Genomic DNA, 25,157 nt, shown 5'->3' with positions numbered 1-25,157 from the left:
TTACCTAAAATCCCCAAAAATAACGAATTCAACGAAATCACGTTGTGTTCATTTTAAGCGATGAGGTAACTTTACATTGTGCTGTTTTCGACTGCAACCGGAATTATATGACTGGGTGTAAGATCTGATGAGATACTGTATTTCAGTGATAAATATTATAATTTGAACTTGTACAGCAAACGTTATGAAAAATTTACTCACTTTGTCAACAGTTTTTTCTAGCGTAATTGTCACAGGTTTACTGTTTGCCGTTCAACAACTAGGAGTGCTAGAACCTCTAGAAATAAGGCTTTTTGACCAGATGATGCAAATGCGAGTAAATTCTGGTTTAGATCGCCGCCTGTTGATTGTTGCAATCACTGAATCTGACATCAAAAAATGGAAATCACCTACTTCAGACCGTTTATCAGGGCAAGTTCTCGATCGCCTTTTGGACAAACTGGAGCAATATCAACCGCGAGCAATTGGTTTTGACATTTTTCGTGACTTACCAGTTGAACCGGGTCACGATCGGTTATTGAAACGTTTGCAACAGAGCGATATCATTATTCCAATTTGCAAACATCGCGATCAAGAGTATGGAGTATCGCCTCCTGAGGGAATTGAGCCATCAAGAGTTGGATTTAGCGATGTTGTAGAAGATTCTGATGGCACAATACGTCGTAATCTACTGTTATTCTCCTTAGCAGCGAATGACGATTGTGCAGCAGAATATTCCTTAAGTCTCCAATTAGCACTAAAATATTTGGAAACTGGAGGCATCCAACCGCAATTTACTTCAAAGCAAGAGTTGCAACTTCGCAATACTGTATTTAAACGTCTAGAAAGTAATTCTGGTGGTTATCAAAACATAGATGCTCGTGGTTACCAAATTCTCCTAAACTACCGTTCTTCTCACGTAGCTGAAAAAGTGACTCTGACAGATGTGCTTGAGGATAAGGTGAATCGCGATCTAGTGAAAAACCGCATCATCTTGATTGGTACAACCGCACCCAGTTTGAAGGATATTTTAAATACACCCTATAGCACTGGCAAGTCAGACACATCTGGCAGTATGGCGGGAGTGGAGATTCATGCCCAAAGTACCAGTCAAATTCTCAGCGCCGTTCTCGACAAACAGCCTCTGTTTTGGTTTTTGCCTGAATGGGGTGAAGTGGTTTGGGTATTGGTATGGAGTTTAGCAGGAGGTATAATTGCATCACGCATTCAGCATCCTCTACATCAAGCAATTGTCGGTGGGACAGTTCTTGTAGTATTATTTACTGGTAACTTTTTTATTTTTAACCAAGCAGGATGGATTCCAGTAGTCTCGGCAGCACTGGGGTTGGTGTTAGCAGCTGGTAGCGTTCTTGCTTACACCGTATATCAAAGTAAGCAAGAGAAAGAAAAAATAGCACAACAGATTCACCAGCAAGAAGAGGACAATACTTTAAGTCCAACAATACCCGAGCGAATTCCCTCCAACACGCATTTGCTGAACGGACGCTACAGAATCATCGAACCTCTAGGTTATGGAGGATTTAGTGATACTTACTTAGCTCAAGATACTCAGCGTCCCAGTCATCCTCTATGTGTTGTCAAGCAATTACGACCCGCTCGTCAAGAAGAAGCTTTTTTAAGTGTTGCTAGACGACTCTTCAACACTGAAGCAGAAATTTTAGAAATTTTGGGTAAGCATGACCGGATACCTCAACTATTGGCTTATTTTGAAATAAATCAAGAATTTTATTTAGTTCAAGAATTTATCAAAGGGAATTCCCTAGAAAAAGAGATTACTCCTTATAAAAAGTTTGCAGAAGCGAGGGTTGTATCTCTACTCAAAGAAGTTTTGCTGATACTTGTTTTTGTTCACGATTATAATGTCATCCATCGAGATATCAAACCTAGTAATTTAATCAGGCGGGAAAGTGATGGACGGATTTTTTTAATTGATTTTGGTGCAGTCAAACAGATTCAAACTCAGCAGCAAAATAGTACGATCGCAATTGGTACTCCTTGTTATATGCCTCCCGAACAAATGAACAGACAACCGAGACTAAACAGCGATATCTATGCGTTAGGAATACTGGCTATTCAAGCCTTAACAGGGACACATCCTAATACGTTCCAAAGAGACTCAAATACTTTAGGGGTGGTTATACCCTTGCAAGATGGTACCTTGCAGAATTGGCACAATTTAGCAGAAATCAGTGACAAATTTGCTGCGGTATTAAATAGAATGGTGAATCAAAACTCCAATTCAAGATATCAGTCGGTTACAGAGGTATTAAATAGTTTAGAAAGTCTTTAACGAAGATAGCATGACTGGGAAGAAGCAGCTAATGTTTCAGCAGTAGCATTGGGCATTTGGGAAACCAGCGTCACGTCACCCTTACCATTGAATACCCAACCCGTAGCAGGTGTAATTACAGTATCAGACTCCGACTGTGGTTTTGTTGCCGTAGTCTTGGAATCTAGACGCTGTGCTGTTGTCGCCCGCAAACGAGTATCTTCCCACACTGCATTACTGCTGAGAGTTTCATCAGGACTCGGAGGTAAACCACCGCGTCCAGTCACTTTAAAGTCACTCGCAGTTGCTTCATCAAAAGCAGCACAACCTTGGGCGATTTGGTTGGAGGGGTCAATCACATCTACGGGTAGGGAGACTAAACCGTTATTCGGGTCAACATCAGGGTTGTTGACGGTAATTTGACCATCTAATTGCGGTCCTCCTTGTTGGGAAACAGCACTAATGTCATTTGTGAGTAATTCACGAGGATTTGAATTAGCGTTTAATCTCCGTAATTCTGCTCCACTCAAAAGCTGTAACCCATAAATACCAGATGTGTTAATCGTGACCTTACCACCAGAACCTGTGAAAGCATTGGCGATGATGTCGCTATTTTCGTTTGGGATGGCGACGAGAAATTGTGCGTTGAGATTAATGTTACCACCATCGCCGCCTTCTTGGTCAGTACCAGCACTGGTGGAAATTTGAGCGCCACGCCGCATTAAGAGTAAGTCGCTTACTTGCAAGTTGATATTACCACCGTTACCGAATGTAGATTCGGCGATGAAGCGTCCGCCGTTGTCTAAGGTGATTTTAGGTGAATTAACTTCGATATCACCTGCAATCCCTGAACCTGAAGAGAGAACGAAAAAGCCGCTAGCAGCGTCTACATTTGCTGCTGTTGTACCAAATTTATCAAGTCGGTCATTGAAAGTAGCATCGGTGCCATTAACAATTACTCTATCCTTAGCATTAACCGCAATCTTACCAGCATTTCCTGTGCCAGAGGTGACCGAGAGTAGTTGTCCGCCGTTGAGAGCTTCAAAAAGATTGGCATTGATTGTAATGTTACCGCCCTTGCCATTGTTGCTAGTACGTGCGTCTAATACAGCACCATCTGATAGATGAAAGACGTTTGTATTGACATTGATATTGCCGCTTTTGCCTGTGGTATTGGTATTTGCAAATAATCCACTAGAGTTTCCATTTTTAGAATTAGTACCAGAAACGTTGAAAGTATTAAAAGTTATAACTTCAATATTTCCTGCATTTCCTTTCCCGTTTGTAGTGGCAATAAATCTGGCACCATTCAAGATAGATAGTTCACTAGCAGTAATGTGGATATTCCCCCCATTTCCTGTACCTGTAGAATTGACGCTAGTAAAGATAGCACTGGATGTATTGCTATTGCTTACTCCGTCAAAGAAGACACGCTCTTTTGCATTAACAATTATATTACCTGCATTTCCTTGTCCATCAGTACTAGCGCTTAGTTCACTATCATTTTTAACTAAGAGTTCAGTAGTAGTAATGTTGATATCCCCGCCCTTTCCTTCTATGTAACGTCCCAAACTAGTAGAGGCTGTACCATTATCGAAAATAACGCGATCGCGGACATTGATAATAATCCCACCTGCATCTACCTTTCCAACAATAATATTACTTCGATTGAAGTTTCGACCTTCTGTGTTTGCTGCGGCAGTAATTGAGCCGTTATTAATAACTGAAAGTTCACCAGTAGTGATGCGGATTTCACCTCCCCTAAGTGTGTTTGATGGCGCTCTGCCAATAAAAGTATTTATGATGTCTAGTGGTACTAGCCTAACAGAGGTAGAAGCTTGACCTCCATCAAAGATAACGCGATCGCGAGCATCAATAATAATATTACCTCCATCTATACTTCCTAAAAATGAATCAAATGTAGAAGTAGAACTAATTAAGGCACCATTGGTAACAGAGAGTTCTCCTGTAGTGATGCGGACATTTCCTGGTTTGTCACTTGTACCTCTGTCGAAACTGCTAGTGATATTACTTTCTTCTCCATTTAAAAAAACACGGTTTTTGGCATCTACGATCAAGTCGCCTGTAGTGAAACTAGTGTCTATTAAGGACAACAAGCCAGTAGTTATATTAGTATTGCCACTCGACAAAACAGAACTCTTGTTGAACAAAACACTGTCTTTGGCATTGATTATCAAACTACCAATCTTCTCTAACTGCCACAAAACACTGTTTTCCGCTGATAAAGAGTTAGTAGTAATATTAATATTATCAGTATAGACATTGCTTAGATTAAATAATACAATTTTACTCGCAATATTGATGTTGTCACTAGTGACTTTATCATCCTTGAATGATAAAGAGTCAGTAGTAATATTAAATTGACCAGTGTAGATTTGATTTTTCTCAAAAAAAGCGCGTTCCTTGGCATCGATAATTACACTGCCAACATTACCTCTTTCATTACTGCCACTATCGAGAATGGTGTCGATTAATGACAACGAACCAGTTTTAATATTAACGTTTTCACTTTCAATTCGTGCCCGATCAATTTTTATAGCTTCTGTAGCATTAAGTAGTGCAATATTTCCAGCTTGACTATCAATTCCCGTAAGTCCAGTTCGTAGTTCACTGCCTTCTACAATATCTATATTGCGTGCGTTAATTGTAATATTATTTCCTCCATTAGTTGTAATCCTATTACCATTCTCTACAAAATCGGTATCCAAAACATTGCTTTGTGAGGTCGTAGTATCCATAATAGTTTTTCTCAGTGATAGTGAATCAGTAGTAATATTGATGTTGCGACTGAAGATCCTACTATCATTATCAGAAGAAACAAGTTTGTTGGCATTAATATTCAGACTACCTCCATCTCCTTCTTCATCAATACCAGTATTTAAAATATTGTTCCTAAATAGTAATGAATCAGTAGTAATATTGACATCATTACTTAAAATCTCTGCCTGTTCAAATTTTATAGTTCCTGTGGCATTAAGCGTAAGATTTTCAGCTTCAATATATACGTAACTGCTTTCTAACTCTGTCTCATCTATCAGAGAGCTACCTCCCGGAACATCTATATTTCCTGCGTTAATCGCAATACTACCGCTATTACCAACAACGCCTAATATAGCTCTATTAATTAGAGATACATCTGCTCTCGGTACATCAATAGGAAAACTTAGGCTAAAAATATTACCAACTGTATTAAGTCCAATTGTTCCTGCTGCTGCTAATCCTCCCAACTCCACTCTCCCACCAGGAGCAATTAATCTTCCACCATCCATACTGACATTACCGCCAACCAGTAACAAACTCCTACCTTCAGAAACTTGCAAACCAGTAGTAGTAGCATTATTTTGAATTGATGCAGCATTAATTTGATTGACAAGTAAAACGGAAGGATTAACCGTTAACAATTGGGAAGGCGCTTGTGGACTAGAAGCGCTGAAAAATCCGTTCTGACCAAACCCAATAGCATTCGCAGTCGTCCCCACAAACGAACCCGCAACATCTAATCTTGCATTCTGCCCAAAAATGATGCCATTAGGATTAATAAAAAATAAATTGGCGTTACCATTTACACCCAATAAACCGAATATCTTCGAGGGGTCATTACCCGTCACACGACTCAAGATATTTTCAATCCCTGCTGGATTTGCAAAGTAAACTCGCTCTCCATCCCCAACCTGAAATTGAGAAAAACTTTGGAATAAATTTACACCTCTAATCGCCCCTCCTTCAATCAGCTGTCCTGGCAATCCACGCAGGTTAGGATTATTTGTGACTTGTGATTTTTCATTCCCCAACGTGTTGTCAGGAACAATCTGCGCCGAAGCAGAATTCCCAAACCCAGTAATTATTGCATTGCATACAACGAAAAAGCCTAGCAGCTTCCAAAAACTTTGCCACCGATCTTGAATCATTCCTGTATTTACTCCGATTAATTTTGTTTCAGGAAAATGGCTATCAATTTTTGATTAATGGTTCAAAATTATACAATTTTGACTGTCTCAGTAAATTAACGTCGAAATAATAACTTTAATGAAGATAGCATGACTGGGAAGAAGCAGCTAATGTTTCAGCAGTAGCATTGGGCATTTGGGAAACCAGCGTCACGTCACCCTTACCATTGAATACCCAACCCGTAGCAGGTGTAATTACAGTATCAGACTCCGACTGTGGTTTTGTTGCCGTAGTCTTGGAATCTAGACGCTGTGCTGTTGTCGCCCGCAAACGAGTATCTTCCCACACTGCATTACTGCTGAGAGTTTCATCAGGACTCGGAGGTAAACCACCGCGTCCAGTCACTTTAAAGTCACTCGCAGTTGCTTCATCAAAAGCAGCACAACCTTGGGCGATTTGGTTGGAGGGGTCAATCACATCTACGGGTAGGGAGACTAAACCGTTATTCGGGTCAACATCAGGGTTGTTGACGGTAATTTGACCATCTAATTGCGGTCCTCCTTGTTGGGAAACAGCACTAATGTCATTTGTGAGTAATTCACGAGGATTTGAATTAGCGTTTAATCTCCGTAATTCTGCTCCACTCAAAAGCTGTAACCCATAAATACCAGATGTGTTAATCGTGACCTTACCACCAGAACCTGTGAAAGCATTGGCGATGATGTCGCTATTTTCGTTTGGGATGGCGACGAGAAATTGTGAGTTGAGATTAATGTTACCGCCATCGCCGCCTTCTTGGTCAGTACCAGCACTGGTGGAAATTTGAGCACCACGCCGCATTAGGAGTAACTCGTCTACTTGCAAGTTGATATTACCACCGTTACCGGATGCAGATTCGGCGATGAAGCGTCCGCCATTGTCTAGGGTGATTTTGGGTGAATTAACTTCGATATCACCTGCTATTCCGGAACTATTAGAGAAAACAAAAAAGCCGCTAGCTGCATTGGGATTTCCAACTATCGTACCAAATTTACTAAGTCGCTCATCAAAAGTTGCATCAGTGCCATCAACAATGACTTTATCGGTTGCATTGACTGTTATCTTACCAGCACGTCCACTACCAGAGGTAGTTGTCGTAATAAGTTGTCCACCGTTAAGAGCTTCAAAAAGACTGGCATTAACTGTAATATTGCCACCATTGCCACTGGTGAGAGTTCCTGCATCTAACTTACCACCATCTGTGACACGAAAGACATTGGTATTTACGGTAATATTACCGCCAGAACCTGTGGAAGCCGTATCTGTAAATAAAGTACTCGAAACTCCGCTTTTTGGATTGCTTCCAGAAACCGTAACGGAATCTTTGGCATTAATTTGAATATTTCCTGCCCTCCCTTGTCCGTTAATATTAGCAGCAAGTAAAGAGCCATTTGTCACTGAAAGCGTTTTGCTTGTCACACGGATGTCACCACTATTTCCGATACCATTTTCTAGGACACTAGTTATGGCATTACCGTCATCAAAGGAGACGTTTTCACGAGCGTTAATAATGAGATTGCCTGCTGAACCCTGTCCAAGGCTGCTAGTCCCAATTACAGAGACATTGATAACTGAAAGCGATTCTGTAGTGATACGGATGTCACCGCCGTTGCCGATCGCATTCTCTCCCACGACTGTTGAAGCATTAGCTTTATCAAAGAGGACGTTTTCAAATGCATCAATAATGATACTGCCCGCCGAACCTTTTCCAAACATAGTGGTACTCAATGTAGCGCTATTGGTCACAATAAATGACCCTGTAGTAATGCGGATGTCACCACTATTTCCAATAACATTCGCGCCCACACTAGTTGTAGGAAAACTTGCATCAAAGAGGACGTTTTCACGGGCGTTAATAATGATATTGCCTGCTGAACCGCTTCCAAGGTGAATAGTCGTGAATTCAGATCCATTAGTTGCTGAAAATGATCCTGTAGTAATGCGGATATCACCAGTATTACCAACACTATTTTCTGACGCACTGGTTGTGGCTGTACCTCCATCAAAGAAGACATTATCACGGGCGTCAATGTTCACACTACCTGCTGAACCTTTTCCAAAGGAGCTTGTAGCTAAAACAGCACCATTAGCCACTGACAGTGTTTCCGTGTTAATACTGATAGTACCAGCGTTACCGACACTACCTTCTACTGTACTAGTGAGGACATTGCTTGCGTTAACAAAGACATTCTGACGAGCATCGATAATTACATTCCCCGCTGAACCTTGCTCAGAAGTGCTAGTGTTTAGTTGAGCACCATCGGTCACAAAGATTGACCCCGTGGTAATGCGGATATTACCGCTATTACCAGTCGCTCCAGAAAAAACAATGTTTCCAATAATGCTTCCCTGTTCAACTTTGATTTGTTCCGTCGAGTTGAGGATAATATCTCCCGCTTGACTATCAACGGTTCCAATTGTTGAAGCTATCCCAGCAAAAAGAGAACTTCCTGAAATATCTAGATTTTTGGCGTTGATTGCAATACTTCCACCTCCAGAAGATACCACACTCACGATCGCATTGTTGCTGAGAGATACATCTGCTCGTTGCACTCCCTCTGGAAAATTGAGACTGAAAATATTGCCATTTGTGCTCAATCCAACTGTTCCATCAGAAGCTAATCCTCCCAACTCTACTCGCCCACCAGGAGCAACCAATATTCCACCATCCATGTTGATGTTACCGCCAACCAAAAACAAGTTCCTACTTTCAGGAACTTGCAAACCTGTTGTAGTAGCATTATTTTGAATTGATGCGGCATTAATTTGATTAACAAGTAAGACTGAAGGATTAACCGTTAGCAATGGGGAAGGCGCTTGTGGACTAGAAGTGCTAAAAAATCCGTTCTGACCAAACCCAATCGCATTCGCAGTCGTCCCCACAAATGAACCCGCAACATCTAACCTTGCATTCTGCCCAAAAATGATGCCATTAGGATTAATTAAAAATAAATTTGCGCTACCATTTACACCCAATAATCCAAATATCTTCGAGGGGTCTTGACCCGTGACGCGACTCAAGATATTTTGGATGCCCACTGGATTTGCAAAGTAAACTCGCTCTCCATCCCCAACGTTAAATTGAGAAAAACTTTGGAATAAATTTACACCTCTAATCGCCCCGCCTTCAATCAATTGCGCGGGCAATTCACCAATGTTAAGATTATTTGTGACTTGTGAACTTTCATTTCCCAAGGTGTTGTCAGGAACAATCTGAGCCGAAGCAGAATTCTCAAACCCAGTAATCATTGCATTGCATACAACCAAAACGCCTAGCAGCTTCCAGAAACTTTGCCAATGGTCTTGAATCATTCCCGTATTTACTCCGATAAATTTTATTTAAGGAAAATGGCTATCAGTTTTCTATTAATGGTTTATAATTATACGATTTTGAGAGTCTCAGTAAATTAACGTAAAAATAACTTTACCGAATACGGCATGATTGGGAAGAAGCAGCCAATCTTTCAGCAGTAGCATTGGGTGTCTGGGAAACCAACGTCACTTCACCCTTACCGTTGAACACCCAACCCGCAGCAGGTGTAATGTTTACTGTATCAAACTCTGACTTTGATTTTATTGCCGTAGTCTTAGAATCACGGTAAACATGATATTAGATTAATAGTATTGGTGAGATAAAATTCACGCTCTGCACAAGCTAAAAAGCTTGGCGAGCCTTTGTTTTGAACAGGACTTACGCAACTGGCATAAAGTGAGGGCAAGCAGGCAGAGCAATTATCTCTCTCACATGACTTGCACGGAGGTAGTATGGGAGATTTTCCGCATTTCTCACAAGTATGCGATACGGCTTCAGCCCGTAGGCAGCTGGCTTATCGCTATTACCAAAACCTTTATCCTGCATAGAGTTTGAGCGTTTTAGACGAGCGCGTGAATTATGACAGTACGTTGACAAGGTATTTTATCTCAAATCTAGGTGGCATAAGCACCTTGGGTAAGTCGTTGAAATCTTTGTGAGAAATCTGGGGTAAGTCCTGTTGAAAAAGCTTTTAGCAGGAGACACATTATGGTGAAAGAAAAGTTGGTCAAAATTTCAAAACCTACTCTTGTTTTTAGGTAAATTTTCATGAATGGACGTTTACGCACTTAATATCCACCAACGTCAGTAGACCGAAAACTTTTGTAAGTTGACGAAAGAATAAGAGTTTGGGGCGACGTTTCTGGGAGCCAGGAGAGCGATCGCTTACCTCAGATGGAGAACCGATCTACAACCCTATTGCTCAAAACGCAGATGATACGGGCATTCTGGCGGATTGTATACAATCCGCCAAATGAACGAATGGTAAGCCTTCTAGAAATCTTTTCGGTCTACTGACTGCAATTAAGGGAATAGATTCTGGCTAACTTTCCAAGTCGTGTTAAGTTTAAAGACAAGCACTGTATTGATCGCGAAGGATAAGATAATCTCTCTGTTAAAAATGATTTTTAAGTAGTAGTAATATGCTTCAACGTTTTGAAAGTAAGCTTCTTGCCTCAGCAGCATTGATTGTTGGTATATCGTTGGCTCCAACATCTGCTAGAGCCGCAACCTTGGGCTTCGCTGATGTCGTTTTAGAATACTTTGCTGCGGGTAATAGTCCAAGTCCATTACCAGAACCTTATGGGTCAACAGGTAGAGCTATTCTAGAACCCTCAGAAAATGGAGGCTTTACAATTGAACCCGTCAGTCCAGATGTAATTTTAGGTCCGCCACCTCCTTCTCCTGTTAATAGTAGATTAAACCCTAACGTGGACTGGTTGGCTTTACCACAAGGGTCTTTTGTTACTGTCGGATTCACTAATGAAAGAATTGTTGACGGTCCTGGAAATGATATTTTCATCGGGAACTTAGAGGACTCGGCGGGAGAACAGGCAGACATCTTTGTTAGCGCCAATGGAAATGACTTTGAGTTCTTAGGACGTATAGGTGAGGGAGGTGTTCGCGAACTAGACTTAGCCACTATTGGATTTACTGCCCCAGTTGAAGCCATTAAAATTGTTGGAATTGATAACTTTGGTAATTCTCCAGGTTTTGATTTAGTCAGCGTCGAAGGTTTACCAGGTAGTATTGAACCAAGATTCGAACCTGCTTCGGTTCCGGAACCCACTTCTACATTAGGTCTACTAGCCTTTGGCGCTTTAGGCGCAGATTCAGTACTGAAGCGCAAACAGAAGCAGCAGAAACTCAGTAGATCGAAAACTTTTGTAAGTTGACGAAAGAATCAGGGTTTCAGCCGACGTTTTTCGGCTGATGATCGCGATCGCTTGCACAGTACACAACAGACACATGACAATCATATGTTGACAATCAGCACTGACAACGATAAGTTGACAATTTTGCCAACTTATCGTTGTTGTCCCACTTCAATTTATTGCCAGTTACCAACTAAAATATATGGTGCCCAAAAGTAAGGATGTCTGTGATTTTTCAGAAGATTTACCTGAGCCTGACGCAAAGCTTCTGCTTTAGGCATTTTTTTATTAACTAAATTGTTGTAAAACTCAGTCATTACCGTCGCAGTTGTGTCATCGGTGACGCTCCAAAGAGTTGCCAATGTACTACGCGCTCCTGATTGTATAGCAACTCCTGCTATTCCTAAAGTAGCTCGGTTATCTCCTTTAGCTGTTTGACAAGCACTCAAAACGAGGAGCTCGATTGCTTCTTGTTGCTTTGTCTCCCTCGTTCTCAGTACAGATTTTAACTCATTAACATTGACTTCACCGTTCCAAGTCAGAATAAATGTATTTTCTGCCTGGGAACTAAATTGACCATGAGTTGCTAGATGTATTACAGGTGCATTAGAAGACTTAACCGCCTCTGTGATTGTTGTTCTCGTAAATTGATTGTTAAGTAGTCTTTGTCGAACAGGAATTTTCACTTCTTTTGCAATTTGATTCACTTCGTCTGCGACTTTGGGTAAAGCATTAAATCTTCCCGAATATTTTTGTTCAATCCCTTTAGGTAATTCGCTAAGTCCAGCAATGACTGCTCGTCTTTCTAATCTTTCTGCGGTCAGAGGAGTAATAGTTGGTAATAACTGTAAACCTGGTGTTAGAGCAAGATTGTATTCTTTTTCAATCAGAAATTGTTTGCCATCATAAAGCGCTGCCATTGGAATATTTCGTAAGGCTCCATCTAAAATAAACACAAGATTTGTGCCTTTTTTTAAATCAGAGTCTAAAGTTTTTTGAACTAACCATTTATAGAAATTATGTAAATCAGGTAAAAATTCCCCACTGTTTCGATTTGACAATTTTTGGCTCAGTTCTTCAATGGTTTGTTCCATTTTATCTGAGGTAATAAAATTACCAGATTCATCTTTGGGAAAATCAAATGTGTAACGGCGCTTGGCTCCATTAGGAAGGGAGGCAATAACTGCCAAGCGGTCAGGCAATATTAAAGGATAAATAAAAACTGTATTGTTTTTCTTATCAATCTCGTCAAGTTGAACAGTTTTAGCATCTACACAAGCTCTGCGGAAAAAGTTATCTAGCTCTGCTACTTGTAGTGAGTCAATCACTTCTGTAGCTACCCTAATACTTTCTTCACTAGAGTTTCCTTCTAAAAGAAAACTCACATATTCTCGATAGACAGGTTCTACTTCATCTCGAAAAGAAAATTGCACATCGCGGTTAACGACGGCTAAATCATTCCGCAGGGACTTGAGGTGATTGATTGCTTGTTGATAGGAAGCTTTAGCTTCTTCATTATCGCCTCTAGCTCTAAGGATACGACCTAATTGCCATCGCCAACGATAAGCAATATCAGAGGCAGAAATTCCTTCGCCAAGTTTCACAGCTTGCTCTGTGAGGTTTTGAGCTTCAGACCATTGTTGGGTTTGCTCGTACAAGTTGCCGAGAATACCCAAGGCGTGAGAATAGGCGCGGTTATCTTGTAATTGTTGAGCTTGGTTAACACTCACTTTAACTATCTCAGCAATTTCTCGCCAAGAGATGTTACTACTATTGTTCTTTTGCTTTAGTTTAATCAGACTCTGGGCAAAGTTAATATGAGCGTTAATACTGCTACGACTAGGTGAGACAGTAGCAATTCGAGATTGAATTTGAGGAAACAATCTCTGGTATATATCTGAAAAATTATTTTGTACTTCTTGTGATATTCTTTGAACTTGTTCTGATAATTCTTTTTTCTCTGGTTCTGACAATTTGTTTTTATCGGCTGCAGCTAATTTCAATTGTATTTTGCGCTGTTGGTCTAATAACTTGTCTACTCCCAGACGCAAAAGTCGTAGTTCATTGAGTTGTGATTCTAGTTGAGTAAGGGCTTTTTCAGAAGTGCTTGCTGCTTGACGATAATAATTCAAAGACTTTTGAATATATCCCTTATTTTTCTCTTCTTCGGTTTCATTATTGGCTAAAGCTTGGGCTGTGTTGCCTAAACTTAGCTGAATTTCTGCAACCTTTTCTTTTGATTGCTGTCTTTGAGCGATAATTAAACTTTTGAGCAAAACTTGCTGTGACTTGCCTAAATTTCCCACCACTCGTAGAGTATTACCGAGACTAAGCAATCGAGTTGCTTTCATGATGGAGTCAGATTGCTTGTCTGTGCTTTGCTCTACAGCATCTAGAGTATTATTAGCACGGCGGTAAAGTCCTAATGCCTGGAGTGCCTGAGCTTGGTTAATCTGGCTACCAGTGGAACCCGCTTCATCGCCAATTTGCTTATAGACTACCGTCGCTTCTTCCCAACTTTTCAGTGCTTGCTCTGGTTGTCCTTGTACTAATTGCAACTTTCCTTTAGTATTTAAAGCTTGAGCGCGGATAGATAAATACTCTTTGGAACCATTTTTATTATGTAATAGTGCCAAGCTGTTGTCAATCGCTTTTTCAGCTTTAGCTAATTCTCCTAACTGTTGGTGAGCCAAAGAAAGATAGTTTAATGCCAAAGCTTGGTTCAGCTCATCTTCAACTGCTTGAAATGCCTGAGATGCCTGTTTGAAAACCTTGACAGCATCAGCAAATTTTTCTGCTTGATAAAGTTGCAAGCCTTGTTGCAAGAGTTGTTTGGTATCAGTTTGTGATGGCGATTGGGTTAAAGTCCACCGCCCGAAGGGCGATCGCACGACTGCTGGTACAGTCATTTGGGAAACTGGTTGAGCAGCTAAGGGAAGGGGAGTCATGATTTGAGATAATGTAGCTAAAGTCAGAATGACAGACATAGTTCCTCACTTAGAAAGGTTGCGTATAAATAATAGAGAAATAGAGTCCGTTCTCTTGCCAAGAATCTTTTTGCTCGGACGAGACAGAGACAAGAGGAATACCCCAATCAAAGCGAGCACTCAGGCGATCGCTCTGTTGCCATAGCAGCCCCAATCCTGTTGATACAAGAGTTTGCTCCTCAAGGGGTGTTCTACCAGCGCTAGAGCTATTCCAAGCAGTGCCAAAATCAATAAATGGGGTAATCTGAAGTACGCTTTGAATCTGAGGTATGCGTAAAATTGGATACCGTAACTCAACAGAAGCCAAAAAACCATTGTCGGCTAAAAGCAAATCCTGACGATAACCCCGTACAGTAGCTTGTCCACCGATACCAATTTGTTCTGAAGGTAGTAATGCTCTGTCTGCTAACTGAATATCGCCACGTACAAGTAATAAGGTTTCTGGAGATAAAAGTCTTACCCACTGTGCTAATCCGCGCCAAGCGAAAAATTCACTATCTGGACTTTTCTCGTTATTTGTGGCGTCGAAGACATTAACACCTACACTAAATTGCGATCGCGCTGCAATAACTTGTCTGTTATTGCGTTGTGTCCAGTCTTGAAAAAACCGGACTGCGGATACTTTAGTCTTGCCATCTTCCGCACCGGGCGAAGGATAAGGAATTCGCCTTCCAACCAACGCTTCCAAGTAACCAATATCACTAGAGCGACGATTGGCGGTGATTCCCAGTGTAAATTCCTGAGTTGGGGTTTGTACTAGAGGCTGACGAAAGGTAATTCCATACTCTTGGGAATCTCCATCAATATCTAAAATATCAAAGGGTTCTTCAATAACGTTTGTAGATGAAGTGCTGTAGTTTAACTGTAAAGTGCCGTTGCGGGGATTCACTGGCAAAGTATAGCTAAAATCCCAACTATTACTGCCATCAGTATTAGCATAAGAAATGCTTAAACCATCTCCGAATCCCAGTAAATTCGCTTCATTCAGTTGGATTTGGCGTTGAACGCTGCCGACAGTGGGTGCCCGATTATTGTCTAGTTTAGCTTGGATAGAACGAGTTTTTGCCTCTGTAACCTTCACCTCTAAGATACTAGTGCCAGGACGCGGGCCTGTTCCCAACTCTGCGGAGATATTTTTAATGAGTGGATTGAGTTGTAGCAGTTGCAGTGCTTGCACCAATTTATTTTGATTTAAGGGTTTGCCTGTAGCAATTGCTAGACGACTACGCACGTAGTTAGGGTTAAGCCGCCTTATACCCCGGACTTGGATAGTTTCTAACTTACCTTCAATGACCGTGATTTTGACTATACTGCCCTCTACTTTGAAAGTTTGATTAGCTCTTATAAAAGCGCCAGAGGAAATATAGCCTGCATCAAGGTAGAGTTGAGTAATGGCATTAGCAGCCTGTAGCAGTTCGGTAAAAGTGATGGGTTTGTTGGTGAAGTCTTTGGTAACTTCCGCAAATTTCTTTTCATCAAAGACGGTACTACCTTCTACCACAAAGCGTTCAACCTTAATTTTTTCTGAAAATTCACTAGGAACTGCTTCTGGAGTCGTTGGCGTAGGAGTTGTTGCGGGAGGAGACGGCAATAAATCTTCTGGGGGTGGGAGTTTTTCTGGTGTTGGGATTGTGGGTGTAGGTGGTACTCCTCGTTGGATATCCGATCCTGGCGGGTTTACCTGTGCTTGTGCTTTTAGCAACGCAGTAATAAACAAGTTGACTAGTGTACAGGTCAGAATAAACAGACTTAATCTGATATGATAAGTATCTATACTCATTTTTAAACGATTTCGATTGATGATAATTCGGTTTGAGGTCAGTGGAATATATTTCAATACGTGTTATTTAACACGCTTTGGTACGCGATAAGTAGAACAACTAAATTAAACGTAAAATTCACCCAACTGTCGGTTCGCTCATTTCCGATATCTCACATCTTGTCCCAAGAAAAATTGATGTTATTTTGTTACTCAGTATTAAAGCAAAATCCTTTATTTATCAATAAAAGCCAAGAAAAATAAGGTAGCTTTTTCGCGCATCTTTTGACGTTATCTGTGTTTGTACGGTGAGGTGCAAGATATGAGATATCGCCAGCTTTACCTTCACCCCTAGATACGTGACTGAAAATCTTGCTGTTGTCCAAAGAGACAGTGCCACCATTTGTCCGAAGTTCCACAGTTCTTGCATCTCCTTTGCCACAAGTTAGGGCTTGTAGCTGAGCATTATTTGTTAAAGAGACTGTTAAAGATATTTTTTAATAGCTGTAGAGACGTTGCAATAAAAATGCCGTGTCCCTGTATCAACTATGAAACAATCATCTGATTACAGCACAGATGCGTTGATAACCACTTGTTCGAGGTTCACTGATTGCAACAACTCTTCCCAGTATTTCTTAACTTCTGTATAGTTAGAATTCTGGAGGCGTAAATCGGCCAAAGTTCTCAGAGCGTCTTCCCAATATTTGTTCTCAACATAGATTTCTATACGCTCTTGTGGTGCTGCTGTTTTCAAGTCAACAGTTAAATTTTCATCAGGCAAGACTCGTTTCACAGAGCCTTGTAAAGATAAATCATTGTCTCGGTTTTGGAAATCACAAATCACTGAAAAACCCCAAGTATACTGTTTGTTAGGTTCGAGAGGTTTCCCTGTTTTGGACGTAAGATTAACCCTAACAATACCAGCTTTTCCACTGGGATTTAAAGAAACTTTTTGTAAAGTTTCAAACTTGCTATCGTCCCGTATAACAAGTTCCAGCCCCTTTGCTTGCTGTATTTGAGGAACATAGAAAAATAGGGAAGGATACTCTGCTGTCGTTAGCAAAGTTTCCCGATCTGATGGTATGAGGGGAATAGGGGACTGTTCCTCCTTCAAACAACCTCCCCGTGTTGCTGCTGCTCTTCTTCTGGAAGGATTACCAACATTGAAGGCAAGACGAGGAAGGCGATTGAAGTCAATGTAACCTTGAACATTTCTAATTGCCCTAGTGGCATACCTATCTCCAGAACGTGCCTGTAGCGCTTGTTGAAAGAAAGATAAAGCTTTTCGATAGTTTCTCTTTTGAGCTTCAGCATAGCCCAACTGCATATATCGATCGTAACTAGACTCGGTTTGAGCCACTAAATAGACAGAATTGTCAATTTTACCTATTGTTAATGCTAAAACCTTGGAGTAGGTAGCGGATACTAGAGAGGAAAGCAGCAAAACAGTAAAAAGATACTTGAAGCAAAAAATTTGTTTCATGATACTTCTTAGCTTACTACAAATAAATATACTTACTAACTACAATAATCTTTACCAATTTTCTTGAAAAGTAGGCAAGAAAAGATATTGGGGATTTCCAAGAAATGGATTGTTCATCTTGTGGTATAGGAGCAGCGCCGTACCGAGGTTCTCCCCCTTGAGACGACTGTAGAGTGTCCCCCGTCCTGTGTTTGTGGCGGGTGAGGACGCCCGCACTACAAGGAATTTTGAGAGTTTTTGTTTGCAGTATACATTTCAGCCTGTAGCAAAAATTGACGCTCCTCAACTCGGTCACGACGATTCAACTGCAATAGTCGAATTGTGACGCGACCCTTGGCTGTTAAGGGGACAATTTCAGCACCTTTGAATCCAAAATGCTCACGCCACAAATCTTGACGAGGATGCTACAGTGGCACAATCTCTCCTGTTTCTGGATCGATGGATGTGAGGTCACTTCCTTTGTGCTTGTTGCATAAGGTGCAGGAAAGGGCTAAGTTTTCGGCTTCAGTCAAGCCCCCGTGTTTTTCTGCTATGATATGGTCAATCTCATGAGGCGCAAAAGTGGCTAAATCTGATATTAAGCAATATTCACAGCAGCCGTAAGCCTAGCGAGCTAGATTTTCCGCAAGCCTACACCATACCCGAAGGTGTTGGTGTAGGTAGTTGACTTCTGAGTTGTCACACATTCTGCCTGAAGTACAATCAATCTCTCAGTCTCTACTACAGAACAACGCTTTAGTGTGCTGACTATAGCTGGGGCATTTTCCTGCTCTAGTGTAGCTAAAATATCTTTTGCTATGAGCCGCCACTGTTTCAGCCAAGGATTAGTGTTGATGTATTCAGGTGTAAATGCTGTGCGATCTAACAGGAAAAAATCTACCCCATACGTCTGAATAAAATTTTGAACTTCTGCTAAATTTTGAGTGTATTGAGCGCGAATGAGATCGGTAGCTCGTTGTCTAATTTGGCGATCGTATCTGGTATGGTAAGGAACTGCATATTCCCAACCAACCAAGATAGCTCGCTGAGAAAATGTCGGCAGGTTGTCTGTTTCAGGTGACAACCCAGCAATGAGAATATCTTTCGGTTGTTTCCGAAAAAACTCATATACGACTGGTGCTTCACCTCTGATGTAATTGCTGTTTGGAAAGTGTGACAATAACAGGGGATAAAAAACAAGCGTAGTTCCTAATAAGACTGTTAACCCGAAGGCTAAAAACTGTCGATGTTTTGGTGGAAATTGAGTAGACCTTTTGCTCGTGCGAAAAACAGCATCCAGTATCGCTGCGATCGCTATTCCGGCAGCTAGAATGATAACAAACTTGAGTGTATATCGCGTATAACGGGCGGGGGCGAAGAGTTTGTAAAGCGTGAAATGAGCAGCAAAAAACATTCCCAAAGATACCAATGCAATCTTTGGTAAAAGTCTGACGTTGCTGGTCACTCGTTTAACTAAAGGAAAGCGTTTGGGATAGCGCAGCAGTATTGGTAATAAAAAACCCATTGAGGAGAGTGGGTGTTCTAATATATTTGGCAGAAGACCACTGTGCTGTCCTAATAGCCAAAACTGAAAGGGATTGTCATCAAAAAAAGGTATTCGTCCTGTTTCAGAAAATTCTGGTAATGCTTCAACTGCATTCGGTGTAACTACAGAGCCATACTCAGTAGAACTCAAGGCATAAGGTAGCATCATAATTAAGGCAAGTCCTAGCCCAGTCATGCTAAATACATAATCTTGGCGATTCTGGGATAAACGGGGGAGCTTGTCTTGCCAATGCCATACCCTTAAGATTAAGATTCCAGATAAAATAAACAACAACGGTGGGTAAAACAATCCAGAAAGTGCGATCGCGCCCAGACATAGAAGTGAATTGCCTCGCAGCAAATAGTATACAAACGCTAGAAACAGCAAATAAATAAAAGATCTAGGCGTAGCAGAGACCAAATCATCTCTCATTACCAGATTTTGACTGAACAGCAACGTAGTCATGAATCCTACGGCTGGAACTGGCAATATCTGCATACAGACGGCAAAACAGTAGCTTGTTGTCAGCAAAAGCAACAAAACTGGCAGGATTTTGCTTGAGAAAAGTGGATCGATCCCCACAGATGCTATGAGTCGATAGAGAGCAGCATATCCAAATGGTGTTACTGATTGAAAATAGTCGCCAAGCAAATCATTTGGCAGTAAGTCTGGCTCTAAAAATCTTTGCATCCAAGATACATACACCCGCGCATCGTCTTGTACTACGTAAGCACTACTGAATGCCTGCTTTAGCTCTAAAAGACTATAAATAATTGCAAAAGTCAGACTTAAACTGAACCAAAATACGATCTGAGATTTATACCTTTTGGTAGTTAAAAAAATTTGCAGGCGTGTTATTGACATACGTACAGCAAGGGGATACTACTAGTTATTTGTTGGCTGTTACTCTTCTACTTGAGAAGTCGTTTGATTGCTAACAATCTGCAAATACACCCAAAATTAGCGATCTCAATGCTAGGCGATCGCCTAAGCTTTTTCAAGATGAAGCGCCAGAATAAAGAAGATTAAAAGGTTATAGAGTTTTCTATTTAAAAATTCAATGAAAGAGGTGGAACAATAATGTTCCTCTCGACCCTGTCAACTCAGTATTTCAAGTTTGAACAGCAATGCATTACATAAATTTTCAATATGCGCTAGTCGAAGGAATTGATAACTGATTCAGTCAATAGTTAGGGCTAAATCATGGTAATATTACTGTAGTTTGCAATTACAAACTACGAATATTATGCCCCAAGATGCTGCGGTCAATGAATGTATCCACTCTAAAGAATACGAATTCTGGATTTTTTCTATAGCTCAAAAGCGCAAGGTATTAATAAATCTAATCAGTTCTTTTTCTCCCTCTTTATCTTGCACTGTTCTCAGCATTTTTAAAGCTTCTTCGGCTGTGCGTAATGCTTCACGATTTTTGCCACGTTTTTGTTGTGTGGTAGCAATGAGATAAAGACTGTAAGCATCTTTTTTTACATCTGGTTGCACTTGGTTTTTCTCAGGTTTACGCTCTACATTACCAATTCCAGAGCCAAGCGAGCCTATGCGAATCTTTTGTATTTCGCCTATTTTTCTGGTAATTTCTAAAACTTGAGTATAATTCCCCCGATCGGCATAAATAGTTCCCAGAGCAATTAGTAGTTCGGGTTCGATGAAAGATTTTTGCTCTGCCGACAAATTTGACTGCTTGAGTTTTGTTTGGGCTAATTGTAAATATTCGAGTGCTTTTGGGTATTCACTTAATTCAGTATAAGTAATAACGAGAAGATTTAGTGTTTTTATTTCTTGAACAATATCACCATTTTGTTGATATTTTTTTAAGTCTTGTTGTAATGTTGCTAATTGTTGTTGCCACTGATTTTTTTGAGCTAATGAATTGGCTGATTCTTGTAGTTTTTTTGGGGATAAATTTGTTGTTTTATCTAAGTTTGAGGGATTTTTAGCCTCTTGTGCAATCTTGTTACTTGTACTCAGTAATGCTTGACTAGTTAAAAATATAGTTCCTGTGATAATCGAAGCTATGGAAAAGATAGTGATATAGTATTTACTCATTTCTTTTATCTATATAGTTAGAGACATAAAATAGTCATGCTTTGCTTACAGAAGTTGACGATTGCACCTGACACTACACCTCACGCCATCACCGCAAGCAATACAATCAGCGAAGTCTTTTTGTGGCGTGGATTTTAGTTAATGTTATACCAAATAATATTATAGGGTATTTTGTGGGCGTTCGCTTTCCCTTCTGACCTCTGCCCTCTGCCTTTCCCAGATAAAACCAACATTAACGATAATCGCAAGACCTAATGGCTCTGGAAAAAGTACATTTACCCGTAACACAAGAGAGTTTTTGAATGTACCATCTATCGCTCCAGATGAGGAAGCTAGAAAAATCAGACCTGACGCACCAGAATTAGCATCAGTGGCTGCTGCTAAACAAGCTATCAAACTAGCTCGCAATTATCTAGAGAACAACCAAAGTTTTGCCATTAAAACTACGCTTTCAGGTAATACATACTTGAAAATGATGAGGGAAGCAAAACAAAAAGGATGGGTTGTAAACCTCGTCTATATCGGTATTGATAACTTAGAAGTTAACATCGATCGCATAGCTCAAAGAGTATTAGAAGGAGGACATAACGTTCCAATTGAAGATATCAAACGCAGGTAAGAACGCCGTCTAGAAAATCTACCAATAGCATTGCAACTAGCCGATAATGCTTCAATCTATAACAATTCAAGCCCCGAAGGTCCTCAAAATCTACTAACAGAATGTACACTATGCTCATTCTAACGCGCCTACATAAGCGATCGCATACTTTTACCGCACATATGTTTAAAGACACTCTCGACTCATGACTAATTTCCCGTTACCCAATCGATACACTCCTGTCGGCTCGACAATGGGATCGCCTTTTTTCCAAGAAGTTGAGGTGGTAGGTATTACAACCCGTACATCTCCTGTGGGATAAGATGAGATGGATAGATCCCCAGGTTTGTAAGGCAAGCCACCAGAACCCGTAATTGTGAATGTGCCTTCAGAGGAAGCAATGCGGGCAATGCAGCTATTGGCAATGAGGGCATTAGTGTCAATGGGATTTTGCGACAACTCGCTCAGACTGTTTTGAAGAGTGCTGTTGTCAGGTGTAATGAGAGCGATCGTACCTGCAATACCTAGTTCAGAACTCGCTGTAATATCACTTTTCTCAGTTTGTTGCGATCGGCCGGAGGCTTAACGGCTGAAGCCGTATCGCGATTCGAGTCCAAAGATACCTTGAGAATTGATTTGGATGTTGCCACCCTTGCCTTGAAAAGTATTGGCAATGATGTCACTATTTTCTTCCGGGACGGCAGAAGTTGCCATCTACAAAGCTGGAGTTTAGACATCTCAAACTTTTATAAGTTTTTATTATATGAAATGTAGTTGAAAACACTTGACCACACGTAGGGCTTTGTTAGCGATTACCTGTGAGAAAAACTTTTTGGTTTACTGAAAGTTGAAAGTAAAAGTTCGTCGTTGTCTTTTCTTGCACGATCAAATGCCTTATCGCGCCGAGTCAGTTGCAAAAAACTGTATTGACAAAAATCTTATACTGAGGAGCGTGGATGTGAAAGCATTTGCAGGCTTTCTTTTATGCGAGCAATACGGATGAGTGTTGTAATTGCTCGCTTAGCGTACAGTTCTTTGATTCAGTGGCTGAATTGCGATCGCTCTAGCCTAAGTGACAGAAGAGGGATAATTACGTAGCTACCTTCTTCAATGAGATTCGATAAACTGTTGAATTGCAGTTCGAACAGGAGCATTTTTTCCCTGATAGGAGACTTTTCCTGTTTTGATATAGCCTTGAGCTGCCGCTTTCAGGTCTTCACAAATAGTGGGATCGTCAATGTCTTCTTCGAGGTATATCTTATCGCCATCCTTTGTGAATATGTATTTGTTATAGGTTTGTTTTAGCAATGTCCGCAGTCTACCTGTTTCTCTTGTTTCCTCAAACTTCTCGTTTAGCTCGAAATTCAAACGCAGATAATTTTGACAACCCCAGTTTAGAAACATACGCTTAGTAATATACGCTGAATTTTCCGCAGAAGGGTCTAGGAAAATATGTGGTATATTCGTTACCCAATTCAGAAGTCCCCAGTTTTTGATTTCGCAATATGTATAAGGACGAGTTGTTCGACCAGTTCCAATGGAGAGAACGGCAATTTCATCTATCTTGGTTTTGCATTGGTCACTTCTTTGCATAGATAAAGCATGGGCGATCGCGGCCAACTCTGGGTTATTAGCTGATACCCCACCATCTATGTGGGGAAGAGATTGGTGAGAGTTGTAGGGGAGTTCGTAAGGAGGAAAAAACGTTGGCGCTGAAGCCGAAGCGGTGCATATTTTCCAGAGTTCAATATTATTTTTGTAGTACCATTCTTCTGGGTCATCATTCGCAAACCACGTTGTGTTTCGGGATAAAACGTCATAAGCAAGGATCAAGAGATTTGGTTGCTTAATCTCTGCAATTGTCGGAGATTTACCCAATTTTTGATGAATTAAGTTTCTTTTCAAGACCCGAGCTAACCCCTGCTCTCCGCGCTCGTGCGGATATAACACATCACTTCCTATAGCTTGCGTCCACCAACGCCATTTTCGCTGCCAACGGATATCATCCAGGAAAATATTTTTTCCCTCGTCAATATAAAGTTTAATCAAATCATCAGCCTTCTTCTGACAAGCAATCCCCGCAGCCAGAATCGATCCTGTGGATGTCCCAGCAATCAAGTCGAAATATTCATGTAATTTCTGCCCCTTCTTTTCGCTGAGTATTCTCTCTATCTCCTTTAAAATTGTTGCCGATAAAACTCCACGGATACCGCCCCCATCTAAGCTAAGAATTTTGAACGTCATAGAACTCCCTCAAAAGTCAGTTTTTAAATTTACTATGCCTAAAGCGTTTGTGTATGGAATGCGGTCTAGAAGCCAAATGATTGGGTAATTCACACGCTGATAAATCTAACATCTACATCCTAAAGGCTCCCTCCGTGATATTGCTTAACTTTAATTAAAAACTTTAAATTGCTTTGTGCAAAAACTCTTAAGAATAGTAGAGGGAATAATGAAGTATTTTCATTGCTGAAAACGCACTGCGATCGCATTTTACAGTTGTTGTAATAAGCGTTGCGCTGAACCTGAGTATACAACACCTTATGATATTAATCTCATTGGCGAGTATAATGTTGCAGGTGAAATGTGGAGTGTTTTGCCACTCTTTCAGAAATTAGGTATTAGAGTCTTATCAAAAATTACAGGTGATGCTCGCTATCAAGAAATTTGTTACGCTCACCGGGCTAAGCTCAATGTGATGATTTGCTCCAAAGCGCTGCTAAATATGGCGACAAAAATGGAAGAGCGCTATGGTATTCCCTACACGGAAGAGTCATTCTATGGTGTAGAAGATATGAACCGCTGTCTGCGGAATATTGCAGCAAAGTTGGGTGACTCTGATTTACAAGAGCGTACTGAAAAGCTGATTGCAGAAGAAACGGCTGCTCTTGATATAGCCGTAGCTCCCTATCGTGAGAAATTAACAGGAAAGCGTATCGTTCTTTACACCGGAGGCGTGAAGAGTTGGTCTATCATTTCTGCAGCTAAAGATTTGGGAATGGAAGTTGTTGCTACTAGTACCAGGAAAAGTACAGAAGAAGATAAAGCCCGCATCAAAAAGTTGCTGGGTAAAGATGGCATCATGTTGGAACAAGAAAGCCCCAAAGAACTCTTGCGGATTATTAAAGAAACTAAAGCCGATATGTTGATTGCAGGGGGACGAAATCAGTACACCGCCTTAAAAGCTCGAATTCCTTTCCTACATATCAACCAAGAACGCCATCACCCCTATGCTGGGTATACAGGAATGTTAGAAATGGCAAGAGAATTGTATGAAGCTGTCTATAGCCCCGTGTGGGAACAAGTCCGCAAGCCTGCGCCTTGGGAAGTAGGGGAC

Annotated in this window: 15 protein-coding genes and 2 pseudogenes; 4 read left to right on the top strand and 13 right to left on the bottom strand. The window is 40.9% G+C overall.

Annotated elements, in window-relative coordinates; all coding sequences use genetic code 11:
• The first annotated feature begins 184 nt into the window (after positions 1-184).
• Positions 185-2,290: a CHASE2 domain-containing serine/threonine-protein kinase gene (locus F7734_RS15445; RefSeq protein ID WP_155745546.1), complete on the top strand. Its 2,106-nt coding sequence runs from the start codon at positions 185-187 to the stop codon at positions 2,288-2,290.
• Here F7734_RS15445 and F7734_RS15440 read toward each other — a convergent pair.
• From F7734_RS15440 to F7734_RS15430, 3 genes are all read right to left on the bottom strand, one after another.
• Positions 2,287-6,198 carry a filamentous hemagglutinin N-terminal domain-containing protein gene (locus F7734_RS15440; RefSeq protein WP_155745545.1) on the bottom strand — a complete coding sequence of 1,304 codons (3,912 nt, stop codon included), beginning with the start codon at positions 6,196-6,198 and terminating at the stop codon, positions 2,287-2,289. The genes F7734_RS15445 and F7734_RS15440 overlap by 4 nt on opposite strands.
• Positions 6,199-6,313: 115 nt before the next feature.
• The gene (locus F7734_RS15435) at positions 6,314-9,529 is read right to left on the bottom strand and encodes an S-layer family protein (RefSeq protein WP_155745544.1); all 3,216 of its coding nucleotides are present in this window, start codon (positions 9,527-9,529) and stop codon (positions 6,314-6,316) included.
• A gap of 379 nt (positions 9,530-9,908) precedes the next feature.
• Positions 9,909-10,076, bottom strand: a complete 168-nt coding sequence (locus tag F7734_RS15430; RefSeq protein ID WP_155745543.1) for a hypothetical protein — start codon at positions 10,074-10,076, stop codon at positions 9,909-9,911.
• 596 nt (positions 10,077-10,672) lie between these two features.
• Between F7734_RS15430 and F7734_RS62015 the strand changes: the two genes are divergently transcribed.
• A complete protein-coding gene (locus F7734_RS62015) occupies positions 10,673-11,425 on the top strand; it encodes a PEP-CTERM sorting domain-containing protein (RefSeq protein WP_207714108.1) in 753 nt (250 codons plus the stop codon).
• Between the two features lie 155 nt (positions 11,426-11,580).
• Here the strand turns inward: F7734_RS62015 and F7734_RS15420 are convergent, their stop codons facing one another.
• The 7 genes and pseudogenes from F7734_RS15420 to F7734_RS15390 all read right to left on the bottom strand — a co-directional run bounded on the left by F7734_RS15420 (position 11,581) and on the right by F7734_RS15390 (position 21,222).
• Positions 11,581-14,391, bottom strand: coding sequence for a CHAT domain-containing protein (locus F7734_RS15420; protein ID WP_155745542.1), 2,811 nt, complete (start codon positions 14,389-14,391; stop codon positions 11,581-11,583).
• Between the two features lie 10 nt (positions 14,392-14,401).
• A complete protein-coding gene (locus F7734_RS15415) occupies positions 14,402-16,171 on the bottom strand; it encodes a ShlB/FhaC/HecB family hemolysin secretion/activation protein (RefSeq protein WP_155745541.1) in 1,770 nt (589 codons plus the stop codon).
• Between the two features lie 220 nt (positions 16,172-16,391).
• Complete coding sequence (locus tag F7734_RS62010; protein ID WP_155745540.1) at positions 16,392-16,592, bottom strand: hypothetical protein; 201 nt, start codon at positions 16,590-16,592, stop codon at positions 16,392-16,394.
• A 123-nt stretch (positions 16,593-16,715) separates the two neighbouring features.
• The gene (locus F7734_RS15405) at positions 16,716-17,633 is read right to left on the bottom strand and encodes a DUF928 domain-containing protein (RefSeq protein ID WP_155745539.1); all 918 of its coding nucleotides are present in this window, start codon (positions 17,631-17,633) and stop codon (positions 16,716-16,718) included.
• A gap of 404 nt (positions 17,634-18,037) precedes the next feature.
• A pseudogene (locus F7734_RS63480) lies at positions 18,038-18,214 on the bottom strand (HNH endonuclease signature motif containing protein); the annotation flags it as partial.
• A 32-nt stretch (positions 18,215-18,246) separates the two neighbouring features.
• The gene (locus F7734_RS15395; RefSeq protein ID WP_155745538.1) at positions 18,247-20,022 is read right to left on the bottom strand and encodes a hypothetical protein; all 1,776 of its coding nucleotides are present in this window, start codon (positions 20,020-20,022) and stop codon (positions 18,247-18,249) included.
• Positions 20,023-20,475: 453 nt separating this feature from the next.
• Entirely contained in the window at positions 20,476-21,222 is a 747-nt protein-coding gene (locus F7734_RS15390) for a hypothetical protein (RefSeq protein WP_155745537.1), read from the bottom strand.
• A 193-nt stretch (positions 21,223-21,415) separates the two neighbouring features.
• Here F7734_RS15390 and F7734_RS15385 point away from each other — a divergent pair, with 193 nt between their 5' ends.
• The gene (locus tag F7734_RS15385) at positions 21,416-21,841 is read left to right on the top strand and encodes an AAA family ATPase (protein WP_207714110.1); all 426 of its coding nucleotides are present in this window, start codon (positions 21,416-21,418) and stop codon (positions 21,839-21,841) included.
• A gap of 165 nt (positions 21,842-22,006) precedes the next feature.
• Here the strand turns inward: F7734_RS15385 and F7734_RS15380 are convergent, their stop codons facing one another.
• The 3 genes from F7734_RS15380 to F7734_RS15375 all read right to left on the bottom strand — a co-directional run bounded on the left by F7734_RS15380 (position 22,007) and on the right by F7734_RS15375 (position 24,064).
• On the bottom strand, positions 22,007-22,279 hold the full coding sequence (locus F7734_RS15380; RefSeq protein ID WP_155745536.1) for an S-layer family protein: 273 nt from the start codon (positions 22,277-22,279) through the stop codon (positions 22,007-22,009).
• Positions 22,280-22,402: 123 nt separating this feature from the next.
• Complete coding sequence (locus tag F7734_RS65300) at positions 22,403-22,534, bottom strand: hypothetical protein (protein ID WP_279239721.1); 132 nt, start codon at positions 22,532-22,534, stop codon at positions 22,403-22,405.
• A gap of 393 nt (positions 22,535-22,927) precedes the next feature.
• The gene (locus F7734_RS15375) at positions 22,928-24,064 is read right to left on the bottom strand and encodes a patatin-like phospholipase family protein (protein WP_155745535.1); all 1,137 of its coding nucleotides are present in this window, start codon (positions 24,062-24,064) and stop codon (positions 22,928-22,930) included.
• 274 nt (positions 24,065-24,338) lie between these two features.
• On the opposite strand from F7734_RS15375, the pseudogene F7734_RS15370 reads away from it, so the two are divergent.
• A pseudogene (locus F7734_RS15370) lies at positions 24,339-25,157 on the top strand (nitrogenase component 1); the annotation flags it as partial.

The organism is Scytonema sp. UIC 10036 (genome assembly GCF_009725235.1).
This window is presented reverse-complemented; position numbering and strand designations above follow the sequence as displayed.

Excerpts from the sequence above, each read along its gene's own strand:
- F7734_RS15390 (WP_155745537.1), bottom strand. The coding sequence starts at position 21,222 with ATGAGTAAATACTATATCACTATCTTTTCCATAGCTTCGATTATCACA.
- F7734_RS15415 (WP_155745541.1), bottom strand. The coding sequence starts at position 16,171 with ATGAGTATAGATACTTATCATATCAGATTAAGTCTGTTTATTCTGACC.
- F7734_RS15435 (WP_155745544.1), bottom strand. The coding sequence starts at position 9,529 with ATGATTCAAGACCATTGGCAAAGTTTCTGGAAGCTGCTAGGCGTTTTG.
- F7734_RS15375 (WP_155745535.1), bottom strand. The coding sequence starts at position 24,064 with ATGACGTTCAAAATTCTTAGCTTAGATGGGGGCGGTATCCGTGGAGTT.
- F7734_RS15405 (WP_155745539.1), bottom strand. The coding sequence starts at position 17,633 with ATGAAACAAATTTTTTGCTTCAAGTATCTTTTTACTGTTTTGCTGCTT.
- F7734_RS15395 (WP_155745538.1), bottom strand. The coding sequence starts at position 20,022 with ATGTCAATAACACGCCTGCAAATTTTTTTAACTACCAAAAGGTATAAA.
- F7734_RS15440 (WP_155745545.1), bottom strand. The coding sequence starts at position 6,198 with ATGATTCAAGATCGGTGGCAAAGTTTTTGGAAGCTGCTAGGCTTTTTC.
- F7734_RS62015 (WP_207714108.1), top strand. The coding sequence starts at position 10,673 with ATGCTTCAACGTTTTGAAAGTAAGCTTCTTGCCTCAGCAGCATTGATT.
- F7734_RS15430 (WP_155745543.1), bottom strand. The coding sequence starts at position 10,076 with ATGCAGGATAAAGGTTTTGGTAATAGCGATAAGCCAGCTGCCTACGGG.
- F7734_RS65300 (WP_279239721.1), bottom strand. The coding sequence starts at position 22,534 with ATGGCAACTTCTGCCGTCCCGGAAGAAAATAGTGACATCATTGCCAAT.
- F7734_RS15420 (WP_155745542.1), bottom strand. The coding sequence starts at position 14,391 with ATGTCTGTCATTCTGACTTTAGCTACATTATCTCAAATCATGACTCCC.
- F7734_RS15445 (WP_155745546.1), top strand. The coding sequence starts at position 185 with ATGAAAAATTTACTCACTTTGTCAACAGTTTTTTCTAGCGTAATTGTC.